Source organism: Streptococcus xiaochunlingii (genome assembly GCF_006385805.1).
Taxonomy (GTDB): domain Bacteria; phylum Bacillota; class Bacilli; order Lactobacillales; family Streptococcaceae; genus Streptococcus; species Streptococcus xiaochunlingii.
Genome location: NZ_VFSG01000001.1, coordinates 132,088 through 147,784, shown reverse-complemented (window position 1 = coordinate 147,784; position 15,697 = coordinate 132,088). Strand labels below are relative to the sequence as shown.

Genomic DNA, 15,697 nt, shown 5'->3' with positions numbered 1-15,697 from the left:
TAGTCCTCCTTTTTTCTTGCGGTTTAGCTTAGCTAATCCCGTTTACATGTTTCATTTTATCACCAATTGGTACCGCTTTCACAACCAATCTTCCATTACGAATGCCAAGAATCTGACGTTTTTTTAAATATTACCATCATTTTATGAAATATGAACCGCTTTCTTTGGATATTTTATTATATATATTCTTTTTGCGGGTAAATATTTTTTATTTAAATTGAAGAACTTTTATCGTTTTTGACAGAAAATAAAAGAAGCCTTACTAAGCTTCTTCAAAACTATCTAAAAAGAATGGAAGATCAAGAAAAGTTAATTTCTTATGCTTGTACTCGATTCTCTCCTCTTCTAGGAGCTTCTTTAATACTTGATTGACCGTTTCTCTCGTCGTTGCAGCTAATCTGGCCAACTCTTTCATGCTCATCGGAAAAGGAATGGTTGGACCAAACTTTTGATAATCCATACAGAGTAGAGCTAAGGATTGGATCACACGATCACTGGCACTGGCTGCGACCACATTGCGAAGTCGCAACTCCTGGAATTCCAAAATTTTTGAAAGTTTTCTCGTTATAAAGAGAACTTGTTCCATACTGGACTGAACAATTTCCTCATAAAGCTGAACAGGAATACTGAAGTATTTAACGGTTGTCATGGAAGTGGCTGTATAGTGATAAGTTGAATCTGTAAACATACCACCGTATGGGAAGACGGCTCCTTCTTTAATGTAATCCATATACGAGAAGGTATCTGAAGAGTCAAACTCCTCAATACGAACATAGCCTTTTACCACTAAAAAAATTCGATCGCGCTTATCACCGGCAAAAAATAGGATCTGTCCCTTTGGGATTTCTCTATAATGGATTTCGACAGCTAATTTATCAAATTTTTCAACTGGAATCGCAGAGAAAGCTGAATGGGAGCGAATCAACTGATAATCTTCTTTTGTAATCATTTCTATTCTTTCTTTGGGTTCTTTAGTTATTATATCATATTTATTCACTGACCTCAAAGAATGTCACCAAGATTTTAACCATGAAACTTATTTTTGCTAAGAAAAAACCTTCCCAAAACGTTTTTGGGAAAGGTTCTAAATCGTTAGTTGACATTTACACGGTGCCATTCATTAATCACATAGCAGAGTTGACCAAGTAAATGAAGACCGTATCCACTGATCTCCGTACTTTCTGGAGTAGTTCCCCCTAGACCAGCTGTAAAAATCGAGATGAGGTAGGGTGTTTGTTCGTAAACGATGGCTTCGACATTGAGGGCTTCCGCTACATAACCAGGTTTTTGCTGAATGACTAAATCTGGTAAATACCGTTTGTAGTATTCATTCGGGAAGGACTCTCCGATCAATTCTAGCAAGGTCCCATACTTTTCTTTGTGATTCCAAAGATAGTCCAAGACTTGAATATAGTAATCAGATGTCGTTTTGTTTTCAGGACTAATGGTTTTTATTTCTGCCCGGGATTTTCCATATTTTTCATACTTCTCATAGACATTGTCCATACCACCAAAGCGGTCGGCCAAGGCATATGCCGGCGTATTTTCTGAATAGACAAGAGAATAACGCTGCATATCTGGAATCGTCATAGCGCCACCAAAGGCAGCTACATAATTATCGTGCTCTCAAAGGTACTCGTAGTAAGTATTGGTAATATCAAATTCATCCGTTAAGTTTAACTTCCCTGCATCGACTTCATCCATGACTAACATATTGAGGGGCAGTTTATAGGTACTTCCAGCTGTCATCGGCTGCAACTCATTCATTGAAAACTGTTGGCCTGTCGCAGGATTTTTATAGGTAAAGGTAATTTGGGAAGGATCAATACCATATTCAGCCATGTAGTCTTGTACTACTTCTACCAAGCCTTTATTGGCATAATCATAGACAAGACCTAAATTCTCCATGGTTTCACGGTCTTGATCCATGACAGCTTGTTTCTCCTCAGGAGTTTTGACACGAGGAGGTTGGAGTGCTTGCTTCTCTTGCTTGGAGTCCACTGCTTGAGCCGTCGTTCCATCTTGAGCAAGCGACGAGGCAGGAGCCTGATAAAGATGGAGGTAAGTTAACGCTCCAACTCCTCCTATACATAATAAAATCCCCAACACAATCATGATCGATCGAACATTAAATATTTTTTTCATATGAAGTTAATTATAAAAGATTCTCTTTAAAATAACAAGGTATTTCCAGTTCAGAAAACGATTTCTTATAGAAGAAATTTTTTAGCGATTTCTAGGTCAATCCTTCTTCATATCCTAAGAATCCATCCCCTTTTGACTGTCTTATTTCCGCTTAAAGGATCCCATGATTAGTTTTGCCACTTCACGCGCAATGGTACGGAACAAGGAACTGATAAAGGAATCTTTGGCCTTTTCTAAACTAGATTTCCGCGGACGGCCCGGACTCCGTTTTTGACTAGTCTTTTCCTCTGCTACTCTGGTCTTTTCTTCCTCTTCCCGCTCCTTTTCCTTCTCTTCTCTAGCAGATTTTTCAGTCAACTTTTCATAAGCTGATTCATTGTCTACTCGAACAGCATATTTTTGATGGAAAGGAGAGCTGGTAATCAAGGCCAACTGTTCACTCTCGTTTAACAAATCAAAGCTCGATTGTGGAGACAAAATATAAGAACGTTCCACCACACTTGGTTGCCCCTTTTCATTTAGGAAGGAGACGAGAGCTTCCCCTGTTCCCAACTCCGTCAAGACAGTTTCCGTATCAAATTCTGGGTTTGGTCGAAAGCTTTGAGCAGCAACTTTAATAGCTTTCATTTCTTTTGGCGTATAGGCACGCAAGGCATGTTGAACACGATTCCCAAGCTGGGCCAATACAGACTCAGGGAGATCTTGAGGATTCTGTGTAATAAAGTAGATCCCCACTCCTTTAGACCGGATAAGGCGAACGACTTGCTCAACTTTTTCAAGGAAGAGCTTGCTCGCATCATTAAACAAGAGGTGGGCTTCATCAAAGAAGAAGACAAATTTTGGTTTTTCTAGATCTCCAACTTCTGGTAAGGTCTCGAACAGACGAGACAACATCCAGATAAGGAAGGTTGAATAGAGCTTAGGGGAGTTGAAAAGACGAGTCGCTGATAGAATGTTGATGTAGCCTCGTCCACTGCTGTCCAATTGCATAAAATCTTGAAGATCCAAGGCAGGCTCTCCGAAGAATTGATCTGCCCCCTCTTGCTCTAGCACTAACAAGCTTCGTTGAATAGCTCCTACTGATTGTTTACTGATATTGCCGTATTGAGCGGAATAATCTGAGGCATGGTCATAGACTTCCTTCAAAAGACTCTGCAAATCCTTCAAATCAATTAAAGGCCAATTTTTTTCTTTGGCTAATTTAAAGACGATGGCCAAAATCCCTGTTTGCGTTTCGTTGAGGTCCAACAAGCGCGCTAGCAAAAGAGAGCCCATTCCTTCAATCGTAGCACGGACTGGATGACCTGCTTGACCAAAGACATCCCATAAGCGAACTGGAAAAGCTTGAGGTTCAAAAGGATCTGTAATACCAAGTAGTTTATAGCGCTCTTCCATCTTTGGCGTCCATTGTCCGGCTTTAGCAAGACCTGAAAGATCTCCCTTGATATCTGCTAGAAACACTGGAATCCCTTGCTGACTTAATTTTTCAGTAATGACTTTTAGGGTCACGGTTTTCCCTGTACCAGTAGCCCCTGCAATTAACCCGTGGCGGTTGAGCATTTTTAGATAAAGTGGTGTATCCACTGCTCCTTTTGTAATCGTAATACTTGTCATTTTTATTCTCCCTTTTGTTGAGGTACAGTTTTTTTCTGAAAAAGTGACACGGCTTCTTCCTTATGTAGGAAGCCTTTCTCCTCACTTTCACATACTCTTCTAGTGTATCATTTTCAGGTATAAACGCAAGAAATATCCCTCCTAAAATGGGGGATTCATTTGAGACTATGTTGGCCAATTCGAAAAATAAAAAGCCTGAATCGAGAGGCTCCTTTAAGAGACCTCTTGATTCAAACCTTTTTTATTATGAAAGCTTATTTAGCTGCTGCGTAAAGCTCGTCTACTTTGTTCCAGTTAATCACTGAGAAGAAAGCTTTGATGTAGTCAGGACGAACGTTGCGGTATTTCACGTAGTATGCATGTTCCCAAACGTCCAAGCCCAAGATTGGTTTCTTCCCTTCTGAGATTGGTGTGTCTTGGTTTGCTGTTGAAGTGACTTCAAGCTTCCCTTCTTTGTTCACAACCAACCATGCCCATCCAGAACCGAAACGAGTAGTTGCTGCTGCAGTGAAAGCTGCTTGGAATTCTTCGAATGAACCGAAGGCTTCGTCGATTGTTGCTGCAAGTTCTGCTGAAGGAGCTGTCTTTTCAGGAGTCATCAATTCCCAGAAAAGAGCGTGGTTCAAGTGTCCACCACCGTTGTTGATAAGCGCTTGGCGGATATCAGCTGGGATAGATTCTACATCTGCCAACAAAGCTTCAAGGTCTTCACCAATTTCAGGGTGTTTTTCAAGAGCTGCATTTGCATTGTTTACGTAAGTTTGATGGTGTTTATCATGGTGCAAGTGCATTGTTTCAGCATCAATATATGGTTCCAATGCATCGTATGCGTACGGAAGATCTGGTAAAATAATTGCCATGGAAAATACCTCTATTTCTTTATGTATATAAAAATGATAACGCAATCATCTAATTTATTCAACTATTCTGCTTACACAGATGGGTTGGCCAACTTTAGCAAAGCCAAATCAAATAGATAATCTTTCTCATAGGTTCCCGATTTCATTTGGAAGTCGGTATCAATCAAAAGACAAATCGCCTGCTCCAAATAAGCTAGAGAAATCCCTCTACTATCTCTTAGAGCAAATTTGACTTGATAGGGATTTACTTTTCGGCCGGTCAGCTCTGATAGGTCTGAAACGATTTGGGATTCTGTCCGTCCCTCTTGCTTCAACAGCTTGACCTGTGTATAGATGCGGAACTGACTCAATAAAATGGCCAAGAGCTTGATTTCATCCTCTCCTTGCAAACGAAGATCCTTGACCAAGCTACGGGCGGGATCAATTTGTTTCTTTAGGATCATCTGGATCAGATCAAACAGATTATCCTGGAGCGTTTTTGGAATAGCCTCTTCAATATCTGAGATGGTAATGCTTGAGGATCCCTTATAGTTTTTAAGAAACTCCAAGTTTTTCTGAATCTCACTAAAATCAAAGCCAGATTTGATCAAAAGTTGGTCGAAGGCTTGTGAATCAATCGCTAGCCCTAGAGACTTGATCTCTTCCGTGAAATGGGCACGCAACTCCTGTTCCTTTAATTCAGTTGCTTCCAGCAACTGGGCATCCCTTTTTAAGAGCTTGACAATTCTTCGTTTGCTATCCAGTTTTCCTTCCGCAATGACAATCAAGCGAGTCGTTTCTAAAGGTGCTGATAAGTATCCTTCAAAGGACTGCAATTCATCATCCGTCAGGTATCTTTTTTTTGCGGTCGTCACATCGACAAAATGATCCAAAATCACTATTTTTTCGTCCGCAAAAAATGGAAGGCTGACCAAGTCAAGCTCGACCTCTGAATATGCTGTTTCCTTCATGTCAAAATAGGAATAGTTCAAATCAGACGAATCATAGCCAACTTTCTTTAAAAGTTGCTCTTTCATCCACTCAAACTGACCGATGTCATCCCCTGATAAAACAAGGATAGGAGGAAGATTCTCGGCACTGATTTTTTTAATTGTTTGTAAAGCCTGCATGTTCTGAAGGTACCTCATTCCACTCTCTAAACTGATGCTGGGTCTGTTCCGATTCCATTTTCTTTTCAAGCGGAGCTTTCTCTAATGGAGTTGGTGGAGCCGAAACAATCTGGGGAATAGCTGAAAAACTGTTGGGATCCATCAAATGGGATGGCATACTTGGCGAAGAGACCTCGGGACTCGTCGAAGCAAATACTGGAGAAGCATTCTGGTCCGATTGTGCAAGTCTAGCACTTGGAAGGACCAGGAGACAAGCCAAACAGAGCAAACCCGCAAGAGCTAACACTAGAAAAATGGAAATAGGAGATAAAAGGTAGAGCAAGATAGGGCCTAGAAATAGGAAAATCAAAGCCCAATGAAGACCCGCATCTCTCAACCGGCGAACGACTACTGCTTGCTGGGGAACAAAAATAAGATAGAGATAAAGGAGAAAAAAGATGCTGAACCAAGCTGAAACGTCCATCCCGGTCAAGGGAATCACGTCTTCCTCTGATTTCGAATTTGAAAAGAGTAAGACCAATTGGTAAATCCAAAATGGACTTGTAAATAGTAAATGCCAGGCTTGGCTAATCCAAAATTCTTTTCTATCTGATCTTCTTGAAAAATCAGCATATTGCGTCCAAAACAACTGTAATGATTTCATACTGGTAACCTCATTTCCTTGACTTTATCATAGCAATTTTCAAGCTAGAAATCAAACAGCTCCTATCGAACGGTTTCAATCTTCCACTGATTCCACCCTCTAAAACGAATCGCTCCTTGCTGATCTGTACGAAAAACACTCATTTGTAACTCTTCGAAACGCTCCAAGGTTTCCTGATGAGGGTGCTGATAACGATTTTTTTCACCCGCAGATATCAGGGCAATTTTTGCTTGGATTTTCTCTAAGAAGGCAGGGTGAGAAGAACCCTTAGAACCATGGTGGCCTGCTTTGAGGACATCTACGCGCAGTTGAGGATAACGGGCTAACAAGGTCTTTTCCCCTTCTTCTTCTAAATCTCCTGTAAAAAGGAAGGACAACCCATAAAAGCGGCCATAAAGAACAATGGAATCGTTATTACTCCCATCTCCTATTTCTACCGGATAGAGGACTTCTGCACTCCCATCAAAGATCGACAATTGATCACCAGCCTCCAACGTTTTTACCGGTAAGTTCAACCGTTTGAGCAAACGGACAAAAGAGTCTTTTTTTAAGCTCCCCTTGGAAATGTTGATTTCCTTTATCCTAACCTTAGCCGCAAGCACTTCCAAATCTCCCATGTGATCTGTGTCAGTATGCGTGAGAATCATATGATCAATCTGGTCAATCCCCCTGCTCTTGAGATAGGGGATCAGGGTCCGTTCTGCATTGCTAGTAGACCTTCGTTTCTTCCATTCCTCCTTTTGGCCAAAGTCCACTTTTCCTCCTGTATCAATTAGGATGGTTTTCCCACGCCAATCACGTAGCAAAATACTATCACCTTGACCAATATCAATGATGGTAATCTCATTTTCTAAAGGATGCTTCACGATGGCAAACACAGAGCATACTAAGAGTAAAAACAGGTATCGCCACTTCTTAACCTTTCGCATCTCATAGAGGCAAGCTAGCAAACACAAGAGCAAGATGAAAAAATAGATGTTCGGCTGTCCGAAAACCAAGGATTGACTAGTGAAGCTCGCTAGATACTCCATACTTTTTTCCATCCAGACGAAGAAAGGATTCCAGAAGGTCAAGGGATAAAGAAAAGAGAGGAGAAAGACGACACTCAGTCCTGGCAACAACAGAAGGTCAAATAAGAGAGAAAAAATAAAGGTTAGAGGAAGGGACCAGGGTTGGTATTCTCCAAAGAAAAAAACGAGAACAGGAAGAACCCCTAGTGTTAACACTAGACTCTCCTTGATGACTTTTCGGATTCCCTCCTTCTCCTCTTCGGAAGAGGTTAGTGTCAATATAAAGGCGTAGGCGCAGGATAAGAGACCTCCAGCAGTCAACAAGGAGGACGGTAAAAGAAGGAGTAATAAGAGGAGAGTGACTCCCATATTTTCCATTCCTTTGAGCCCAGCCTGGGCCAGGAGTTTCTGTAAGAGGCTTCGAACAACCGAAACCGAAAAGCCTGTCATCCCAGCATAAAGAAGCGAAAACGGATAGAGGAGGTAGGCAACCTTTTCCTGCTCCAGTCCCAAGCGGAGAAAGAAGCGTCGAAAGGCATCTAGGAAGAAGGCAACCTGCATGCCCGACAAGGCAAACAAATGGATAATCCCCAAGTTCGAATACAGCTGGCTCATTTCTTCAAACTCTACATCTAAAAAACCAAAAAGCAAGCCCGTCATATAGTGGCTCATGGGCTGGGGAAAATGCTGGTGAACCCATACAAGCGCCTTTCGCCTCCAACTAGACAACAGACCTATGAAATCTCTAGGCTCAGCAGGTCTCTTTTCAAGAATGTGACTGATTTTCAAAAGGTGATAAATCCCTTGTGTTTTCAGATAAGCCTGATAATCAAAGCCCATAAAATTACGCTGTTTTGTCGGGGGTTCCAATTCCCCTTTGATCCGTAATTCTAGCCCCTGATCGAGGTGTTTAAAATAGGCTTGTTCTTCCTCTGACTGAAGCTGGTAGAAAACCTGAAAAGTACGGCTACCTGACTTGGCACGAAAGGATAAGGCATCTCCATTCACCTTGATGGTATCCGGTAAAAGCTGAATGACCCTTGGGACCCTATGATCCCTTGACTCTTGTTTTCCCTGTTCGATCCGGAAAGCAAAACAAAGAGCAAAGAGGGAAAGAAACCCTATGAGGCACAGAAATCGTTTGCCATCGTAGCGTCTCCTAAACAAGATGAAGAAGGCCAGAAGGAAGATCGAAGCGAGCCAGTGTCCCGTGTACATCCAATAATAGAGAGCTAAAACCGGCAAGGTGAGATGAAATGGATGAATGTTGAGACTTCTAATCCACTGTAACATGCTCTTTTAACTTTTCTAACGTCTTTTGGCCAATCCCAGAAACATTTTTCAGTTCATCAACAGACTGAAATTTTCCTTTTTCCTCTCGATAAGCAATGATATCTTGGGCTCGCTTTTGACCTATCCCAGAAATCGTCTGTAGTTCTGCTTCTGTTGCCGTATTGAGATTGACCTTTCCATCTTTTGACTGCTTTTCGCCACCGGTCGTCCCAGCAGATGTAGATGCAACAGGCGCTACCTCCTCTCCATTCTTAGCAACATAGACGATGGACTCATCCTCCAATTTTTGCGCTAAGTTGACGGATTGGCTGTTGGCTTCGTCTGTCATCCCTCCTGCTTTTTGGACCGCATCATAGACCCGGCTCCCCACTGGAAGTTCGTAGACCCCTGCTTGTCTGACAGCTCCCTTCACATCCACCATGATTTTCTCTTGAGAGGAGTCCGTCTTTTCCTCACTCCTCTGTTGAGAGCTAGAAGGGAGGCTAGTGTCTTCCTTAGGAGAAGCCTCCTGATCCACCATTTCTAACTGGGAAATGACAGTTTCCGGTGCTTGTGGAGGTTGCTTAGGCCAAAAGAGAAATACTCCTCCCATTACTAGCCCCACAGCAGCCAAACCTAAAAACAGTTTATATTCCTTGAGCTTCTCAATCCACGTCTCCATAAATACCCCTTTTATTTTTATTATTCGTAAAAAATCGAAGAAATAAAAAAAGAATGTCAAAAATCACATGATTTTTGACATTCTTTTTATCTAGAGTACTGCTTAGTCTTTTCGATGCTTGTCCGGATCCCATACAAAACTAGCGATATAACTAAACAAGAGGGTCAATAGAGCAACAACCAAAACAAATGGCAACAGTAAAAACTTCAACAAACGGATGAGGATAAAAGGTTTCCGGTCATTGCGCAGTGCCTGAGATTCCGCATCTAAGCGATCAAACTCAGCCTGGATTCGTCTTGCAACTTCTTCCACTCCCTCATCATTCATTTTTGCAATATCAGAGATATCAATAGGGTGCCCAAAGTTCATGTCAACCCGTTCACAGGTCTCTAGTCCTTTCAAAGTCATTGGACCCGTATAAGTAACAGGCATAATACGTACCTTGGCCATCTTGGCAATCACGGCAACTCCACCCTTAACATCCTGAGAATGGCGGCTTCCACTTGGAAACATAATCAGGGAACGCTTGCTTTTTTTGAGCATACTCACTGGGTATTTAATCGCTGCTGCACCTGGATTTTCACGGTCAATTGGAAAAGCCCCGCACATACGAATCCACCATCCAAAAATCCGATTAGTAAAGAGTTCCTTCTTAGCCATAAAGATAAATTGCTTGGGTTTGGTCGCAAAGGCCATGTAGACAGGATCCCACCAAGTTCGATGAGGAGCTACGAGAATGTAATTTTCCTCTTGACTCGGAATCAGTTCCTTATGATGGTAATGAGCATTTCCATTCAGAACCCATAAAATAAAGGTCACTAAGCCACGTAAATAGGTATAAAACATGCTTTCTCCTTTGATAATTCTCTTGTTTATCCATTATACCTTATCCTTCTCTTCCCCGCAAATCTTTTCAAAAACTGGATGACTCAACAAACCGACTGCACCTAGTCTTTTTCTTAAAAAAATGATATGATGTTTTTATGGAAATGAATGAATTAAAGGGATTAACCCATGAAGAGGTCCGCAAAAAAATACAGCGTGGCCAAACCAACGAATTTAAAGCGAATACCAGTACCAGTACCTGGCAAATCATCAAGCGCAATGTCTTCACCTTGTTTAATGCTTTGAACTTTGTGATCGCCCTCGCTTTGGTTGCGGTACAAGCCTGGAGCAACCTGGTCTTTTTTGCAGTCATCTGCTTTAATGCCCTATCCGGAATTGCCACAGAGCTCCGCGCTAAACGGATGATTGATAAATTGAATTTGATGAGTAAGGAGCTCGTCATTGTCATCCGAGCCGGGGAAGAAGAAACCATTGATCCAGAGAAAATCGTCCTTGGCGACCTGATTAAGCTATCAGCTGGAGACCAAATTCCGAGTGATGCCATCGTTCAAAAGGGAGTTGCTGAAGCCAATGAAGCCATGCTCACAGGAGAAAGTGACTTGGTTCTCAAGGAAGAGGGAGATGAACTTCTATCCGGAAGCTTCTTAGCGAGTGGTCAGGTCTACGCTCGTGTCAGTCGTGTGGGGGCCAATAACTATGCTAATAAATTAATGGTAGAGGCAAAAACTCTCAAACCCATCAATTCCCGCATTCTCTATAATCTCGCAAAAATCTCTAGTTTTACTGGAAAGATTATTATCCCATTTGGAATTGCTCTCTTCTGTGAAGCCTTTTTGATTAAACTGCTTCCAATGAAAGATTCTGTGATTACCTCTTCCACTGCTCTCTTAGGCATGTTGCCAAAAGGGATTGCCCTTCTGACAGTGACCTCTCTCTTGACAGCCGTGATCAAGTTAGGGATGCGCAAGGTCTTGGTCCAAGAGATGTACTCTGTGGAAACCTTGGCTCGTGTCGATACTCTTTGTTTGGATAAGACAGGAACCATCACCCAAGGAAAAATGACCGTCAAAGGCATTCACTCCCTGTCTGAACACTTTTCTGAAGAAACTATCGAAGTTATTCTCGCTGCCTATATGCAAAATTCTGAGGATAACAACCCAACTGCCCAAGCTATCCGCAAAGCATTTGGCGAGTTAGAACACGCTTATACAGCCGAATCAATCATTCCATTTTCAAGTGATCGAAAATGGGGTGCCATGACTCTGACAAACTTGGGGACCGTTTATTTGGGGGCACCAGAAATGCTCCTCAAAGAAAATCCTCCAGCGGTACTGGAAGCCCAAGCCCATGGATCTCGGGTCTTGATCTTAGCTCGCAGTGTGGAAGCCATCGATATGCATGATTTGACCTTGCCAAGTGATGTAGAAGCGATCGCCGTCATTGAAATCCTCGATCCAATCCGCGAAGGGGCTGCCGAAACCTTGGATTATCTTCGCTCCCAAGATGTGGATCTCAAAATCATCTCTGGTGATAATCCTGTCACTGTTTCTTACATTGCTAAGGAAGCTGGTTTTGAAAGCTACGAAAGTTATATTGACTGTTCTAAGATTGAGGACGATGAGTTGGTGGACCTAGCTGAAAGTACAGCCATTTTTGGACGGGTTTCTCCTCATCAGAAGAAACTTTTGATTCAAACCCTCAAGGCCGCTGGTCGAACCACTGCCATGACAGGGGACGGGGTCAATGATATCCTAGCCTTACGAGAAGCTGACTGCTCCATCGTGATGGCCGAAGGCGATCCTGCAACCCGTCAAATTGCCAATCTCGTCTTGTTAAACTCTGACTTTAATGATGTTCCAGAAATTCTCTTTGAAGGTCGTCGGGTCGTCAACAACATTGGACGAATAGCTCCTATCTTCTTTATTAAGACGATCTACTCCTTCATTCTGGCGATTATCTGTATTGCAAGCGCTCTTTTATTTGACATCAACTACTTGTTGATCTTCCCATTTATTCCGATTCAGATTACACTGATTGACCAGTTTGTCGAAGGATTCCCTCCATTTGTCTTGACCTTTGAACGAAACATTAAGCCAGTGGAAAAACACTTCCTCAAACGATCCTTGCATCTGGCCTTACCAAATGCCTTGATGGTTGTCTTTAGCGTCTTATTTGTTCGTTTATGGGGAGCTCATCATGGCTGGTCTAGCCTGGACATGTCTACCCTTTCCTACTACTTGTTAGGATCTATTGGCTTCTTGTCCGTTATTCGGGCTTGCTTGCCACTTAATATCTGGCGAGGTCTCTTAATTATCTTCTCTGTCTGCGGTTTCTATCTCTCTGCCTTTTACTTGAAAGGTCTGATTGAAATCGGAACATTGACAGCTGTGACCTTCCCAGTCTACCTTGCCTTGATGGCTCTCTTTACGGGAATCTTCATCTTGGCGACTATTTATCAAAAATATGAATTTGATTAAACAACTCTTGGATATGGATGGAACAAAAGTTCTGTCCTTATTTTTTCTTATCCCTTTCTATGCTTTTCCCCGCCCTCTTTTCATGCTATAATAGAGCCATGAACGATATCGAATTAAAAGACGGCGAACGCGTCAACCAACTATTTTCTAGTGATGTAAAAATCATTCAAAACAGAGAGGTTTTTAGCTATTCTATTGATAGTGTCCTTTTGTCACGTTTTCCTAAGTTGCCCAACCGTGGTCTGATTGTCGATCTTTGTGCCGGCAATGGTGCTGTCGGACTCTTTGCTAGCACGCGCACCAAAGCAACCATCGTTGGAGTGGAGATACAAGAAAGACTAGCGGACATGGCAGAGCGTTCCATCCAATTAAATGGCCTCTCCGACCGTATGTCCATGATTACCGATGATTTAAAAAACTTGCCCCACCATTTCCCTGGTAGTAAAATCGACCTTATTCTCTGTAATCCTCCCTACTTTAAAGTGGACGAGCATTCCAATTTAAATGAGAGCCCTCATTATTTGCTAGCTCGTCACGAGATCACCACCAATTTGGACCAAATTTGTCAAGTGGCCCAACGGACTCTCAAGTCCAATGGCCGACTCGTCATGGTACATCGTCCGGATCGCTTCTTAGATATCATTGAAACCATGAAACACTACAATCTGGCTCCTAAACGGATTCAATTTGTCTATCCCAAGGTCCATAAAGATGCCAACATGCTCCTCATTGAGGCCATTAAAGATGGATCGCGGGATGGTCTAAAAATTCTTCCTCCACTGTTCATCCATGAGGAAGATGGAAGCTATACGCCGGAGATTCATGAGATTTATTATGGAAACTAAAGCTTATATGTATGTAGTCCAGTGTGCAGATGGGACCCTCTATACTGGCTACACCACCGATATCGAACGCCGTATCAAAACCCACAATGCTGGCAAAGGCGCCAAATATACACGTCCCAGACTTCCTGTGACCTTGATCTACCAGGAGTCTTTCCCCGACAAAAGAGCTGCTATGTCAGCCGAGGCACTCTTTAAACGGAAGAGCCGGGAGGAAAAACTGACCTATATCAAGCATCAACAAACCAAGTTGGATTCAGAACATAAAAAAACTAAATAATTGTTTGCACACTAAAAGGAGCCCCAATAGCTCCTTTTTTTAATCATCTAGGATTCGTCATCAAGGGTCTTTAAAAAAGCCCAGTTTCCAACACTTTGGTTTCCATAGTCAAGCACCATAGAATCTAATAGGACGAATTCATTTTTTTCATAGAAGAAAACATTTTGCTGGGTACTGGTAATCAAACCTAGACGCTTACAACCTTTGGCCTTGACGTAAGGTTCTATCCCATTTTGGAGAAAATGACTACCAACCCCTTGCCCCTGAACAGTCGGGCTCACAGCAAACATCATTAAATACCAGTCGAAGTTTCCGGATTTTTTCAAATGTTGCTCCGAACGCTCCACCAGGTCCAGATATTTCATCAATTTCCAAGGGCTAATGTAACGGAATAACTTGAAAATTCCATTTAGTAAATAAGAGACCATCGAGAAATCCTTTTGTTGCAAGAGTCCTACTGCTATAATTTCTCCATCTCGTTCAGCAACTAGGCAAGTTTCCCCTTTGATGTAGAGCTTGACTAACAAGGTATGCAGCAGCTTAATAAAGGCCGGAAAGTATTCAGGCTTTTTTAAATCTTCTTTAATGACGGTTAAAAATGGATAATTCATAAAAGCATCGGCGCAGACTTTTCCAATTAGCTTGTACTCATCTAGCCTTGCTTCTCTATATACGATCCTTTCCATACGCCAACTCCTTCATTCTAATAAAACTATTATACTCTAAAACACTCTTATTTTCGATTGTAATGTGAAATTATCACATAAATCCTTACAAATCAGAAGCCATTTGAATAGTGAATGAAAGCTTAATCAGATTTATGAACATTGGAAACCAATTTTTGATGAATGACGGAACTACTCCTGCATGGAAATAAAAAAATAGTCCTTCTAGATTTTTCTAGAAAGACTATTTGATACGTTAGGAACAAAGGAATTAAATACGCTCTTTCCAAGAGGTTGCGACTTGGTCTAAGACTTGGTTGAGCTCTTCAATGTTGCGACGACCTTCGGTACGGAGCCATTCACGAGCTGCTGCTTCGCCATTCTTGATGTAAGCTTCTACAGATCCAGCCCAAGTTGCACGGCCACAGAGGACTCCATTGAAGTTTGCTCCTGCTTCATGGGCAAAGACTAAGGTTTCTTGGAAGAGTTTGGCAGAAACACCGGCACTCAAGTAGATGTATGGAAGGTTTGTTGCTGCTTCTTGTTCTTTAAAGAAGGCAGCAGCTTCTTCACGGCTATGAACAATTTCTCCATCGCCAAAGCCTTCAACGTATTTGACGTTAACTGGCACTTCTACTTTCAAAACATCGATGTTGAAGCGTGGGTCTGAGAAGACTTTCATAGCTTCGATAACCTTGCGAGGTTTTACTTTCGCATATTCTACAGATCCGGCATCCTCGATTTTTTCATCATAAGCCAAGATTTCAAGGAAGAATGGAATTTCTTCTGCAGCACATTCTGAACCGATGCGTTCAATATAGGCTTGTTTTTCTTGGTTGAGTTCTTCTGCACTATCCACATCATAGTAGAGCAAGAATTTCACTGCATCTGCACCTTGTTCTTTGATGCGTTTAGCTGACCAAAGGTTGAGGCAGTCTGGCAGACGCTTGGTGCTAGAAGTGTCGTAGCCTGTTTTTTCATAAGCCAACAAGAGACCTGCTTCTGCATCCAAGACCTTAGTTGCTGGAAGTCCATACTCAGGATCCAAGAGCATAGAAGATGCGAATGGTGTCAATTCTTCAGCCACCAAGACCTTCAATTCTTCCATTTGAGCCACGGTTGGTTCTGTATCTTGATACTGAGCCATAAGGCGTTTCAAGGCACCGCGTTGGTCAAAGGCCAAGGCTGAGATCACACCCTCTTTGGTGCTCAATTTTTCTAAATAGTTGCGTTTTTGTTCTGTTAATACCAT

Annotated in this window: 13 protein-coding genes and 1 pseudogene; 3 read left to right on the top strand and 11 right to left on the bottom strand. The window is 42.1% G+C overall.

Going from position 1 to position 15,697, the window contains the following annotated elements:
• Nucleotides 1-262 precede the first annotated feature (262 nt).
• From FJR71_RS00840 to FJR71_RS00800, 9 genes and pseudogenes are all read right to left on the bottom strand, one after another.
• Nucleotides 263-949, bottom strand: coding sequence for a Crp/Fnr family transcriptional regulator (locus tag FJR71_RS00840; RefSeq protein ID WP_048689203.1), 687 nt, complete (start codon nt 947-949; stop codon nt 263-265).
• A gap of 143 nt (nt 950-1,092) precedes the next feature.
• Nucleotides 1,093-2,145 (bottom strand): annotated as a pseudogene (locus FJR71_RS00835) (serine hydrolase).
• A 141-nt stretch (nt 2,146-2,286) separates the two neighbouring features.
• Nucleotides 2,287-3,759, bottom strand: a complete 1,473-nt coding sequence (locus tag FJR71_RS00830) for a helicase HerA-like domain-containing protein (RefSeq protein WP_048689198.1) — start codon at nt 3,757-3,759, stop codon at nt 2,287-2,289.
• 254 nt (nt 3,760-4,013) lie between these two features.
• On the bottom strand, nt 4,014-4,619 hold the full coding sequence (gene sodA / locus FJR71_RS00825; protein WP_125329628.1) for a superoxide dismutase SodA: 606 nt from the start codon (nt 4,617-4,619) through the stop codon (nt 4,014-4,016).
• A gap of 71 nt (nt 4,620-4,690) precedes the next feature.
• Entirely contained in the window at nt 4,691-5,728 is a 1,038-nt protein-coding gene (gene holA / locus FJR71_RS00820; protein WP_140813855.1) for a DNA polymerase III subunit delta, read from the bottom strand.
• The gene (locus tag FJR71_RS00815) at nt 5,706-6,371 is read right to left on the bottom strand and encodes a DUF805 domain-containing protein (RefSeq protein ID WP_048689189.1); all 666 of its coding nucleotides are present in this window, start codon (nt 6,369-6,371) and stop codon (nt 5,706-5,708) included. Before FJR71_RS00815 ends, holA begins: the two co-directional genes overlap by 23 nt.
• 62 nt (nt 6,372-6,433) lie before the next feature.
• Nucleotides 6,434-8,674: a DNA internalization-related competence protein ComEC/Rec2 gene (locus tag FJR71_RS00810; protein WP_140813854.1), complete on the bottom strand. Its 2,241-nt coding sequence runs from the start codon at nt 8,672-8,674 to the stop codon at nt 6,434-6,436.
• Nucleotides 8,658-9,335 carry a helix-hairpin-helix domain-containing protein gene (locus tag FJR71_RS00805; RefSeq protein ID WP_140813853.1) on the bottom strand — a complete coding sequence of 226 codons (678 nt, stop codon included), beginning with the start codon at nt 9,333-9,335 and terminating at the stop codon, nt 8,658-8,660. The genes FJR71_RS00810 and FJR71_RS00805 overlap by 17 nt, the downstream gene beginning before the upstream one ends.
• Before the next feature lie 102 nt (nt 9,336-9,437).
• The gene (locus FJR71_RS00800) at nt 9,438-10,181 is read right to left on the bottom strand and encodes a lysophospholipid acyltransferase family protein (protein WP_140813852.1); all 744 of its coding nucleotides are present in this window, start codon (nt 10,179-10,181) and stop codon (nt 9,438-9,440) included.
• Between the two features lie 137 nt (nt 10,182-10,318).
• On the opposite strand from FJR71_RS00800, the gene FJR71_RS00795 reads away from it, so the two are divergent.
• The 3 genes from FJR71_RS00795 (at nt 10,319) to FJR71_RS00785 (ending at nt 13,780) form a co-directional block, all read left to right on the top strand.
• Nucleotides 10,319-12,658, top strand: a complete 2,340-nt coding sequence (locus tag FJR71_RS00795; RefSeq protein ID WP_140813851.1) for an HAD-IC family P-type ATPase — start codon at nt 10,319-10,321, stop codon at nt 12,656-12,658.
• 98 nt (nt 12,659-12,756) lie between these two features.
• A complete protein-coding gene (locus FJR71_RS00790; protein WP_129268764.1) occupies nt 12,757-13,503 on the top strand; it encodes a tRNA1(Val) (adenine(37)-N6)-methyltransferase in 747 nt (248 codons plus the stop codon).
• Entirely contained in the window at nt 13,493-13,780 is a 288-nt protein-coding gene (locus FJR71_RS00785) for a GIY-YIG nuclease family protein (RefSeq protein ID WP_061563750.1), read from the top strand. Before FJR71_RS00790 ends, FJR71_RS00785 begins: the two co-directional genes overlap by 11 nt.
• A 47-nt stretch (nt 13,781-13,827) precedes the next feature.
• Here FJR71_RS00785 and FJR71_RS00780 read toward each other — a convergent pair whose 3' ends face one another.
• A complete protein-coding gene (locus FJR71_RS00780; RefSeq protein WP_140813850.1) occupies nt 13,828-14,466 on the bottom strand; it encodes a GNAT family N-acetyltransferase in 639 nt (212 codons plus the stop codon).
• A gap of 250 nt (nt 14,467-14,716) precedes the next feature.
• A complete protein-coding gene (gene lacD, locus FJR71_RS00775) occupies nt 14,717-15,697 on the bottom strand; it encodes a tagatose-bisphosphate aldolase (protein ID WP_140813849.1) in 981 nt (326 codons plus the stop codon).

What these genes read in the sequence shown, in the direction of transcription:
- FJR71_RS00840 (WP_048689203.1), bottom strand. Translation starts at nt 949, where the DNA reads ATGATTACAAAAGAAGATTATCAGTTGATTCGCTCCCATTCAGCTTTC.
- FJR71_RS00830 (WP_048689198.1), bottom strand. Translation starts at nt 3,759, where the DNA reads ATGACAAGTATTACGATTACAAAAGGAGCAGTGGATACACCACTTTAT.
- sodA (WP_125329628.1), bottom strand. Translation starts at nt 4,619, where the DNA reads ATGGCAATTATTTTACCAGATCTTCCGTACGCATACGATGCATTGGAA.
- holA (WP_140813855.1), bottom strand. Translation starts at nt 5,728, where the DNA reads ATGCAGGCTTTACAAACAATTAAAAAAATCAGTGCCGAGAATCTTCCT.
- FJR71_RS00815 (WP_048689189.1), bottom strand. Translation starts at nt 6,371, where the DNA reads ATGAAATCATTACAGTTGTTTTGGACGCAATATGCTGATTTTTCAAGA.
- FJR71_RS00810 (WP_140813854.1), bottom strand. Translation starts at nt 8,674, where the DNA reads ATGTTACAGTGGATTAGAAGTCTCAACATTCATCCATTTCATCTCACC.
- FJR71_RS00805 (WP_140813853.1), bottom strand. Translation starts at nt 9,335, where the DNA reads ATGGAGACGTGGATTGAGAAGCTCAAGGAATATAAACTGTTTTTAGGT.
- FJR71_RS00800 (WP_140813852.1), bottom strand. Translation starts at nt 10,181, where the DNA reads ATGTTTTATACCTATTTACGTGGCTTAGTGACCTTTATTTTATGGGTT.
- FJR71_RS00795 (WP_140813851.1), top strand. Translation starts at nt 10,319, where the DNA reads ATGGAAATGAATGAATTAAAGGGATTAACCCATGAAGAGGTCCGCAAA.
- FJR71_RS00790 (WP_129268764.1), top strand. Translation starts at nt 12,757, where the DNA reads ATGAACGATATCGAATTAAAAGACGGCGAACGCGTCAACCAACTATTT.
- FJR71_RS00785 (WP_061563750.1), top strand. Translation starts at nt 13,493, where the DNA reads ATGGAAACTAAAGCTTATATGTATGTAGTCCAGTGTGCAGATGGGACC.
- FJR71_RS00780 (WP_140813850.1), bottom strand. Translation starts at nt 14,466, where the DNA reads ATGGAAAGGATCGTATATAGAGAAGCAAGGCTAGATGAGTACAAGCTA.
- lacD (WP_140813849.1), bottom strand. Translation starts at nt 15,697, where the DNA reads ATGGTATTAACAGAACAAAAACGCAACTATTTAGAAAAATTGAGCACC.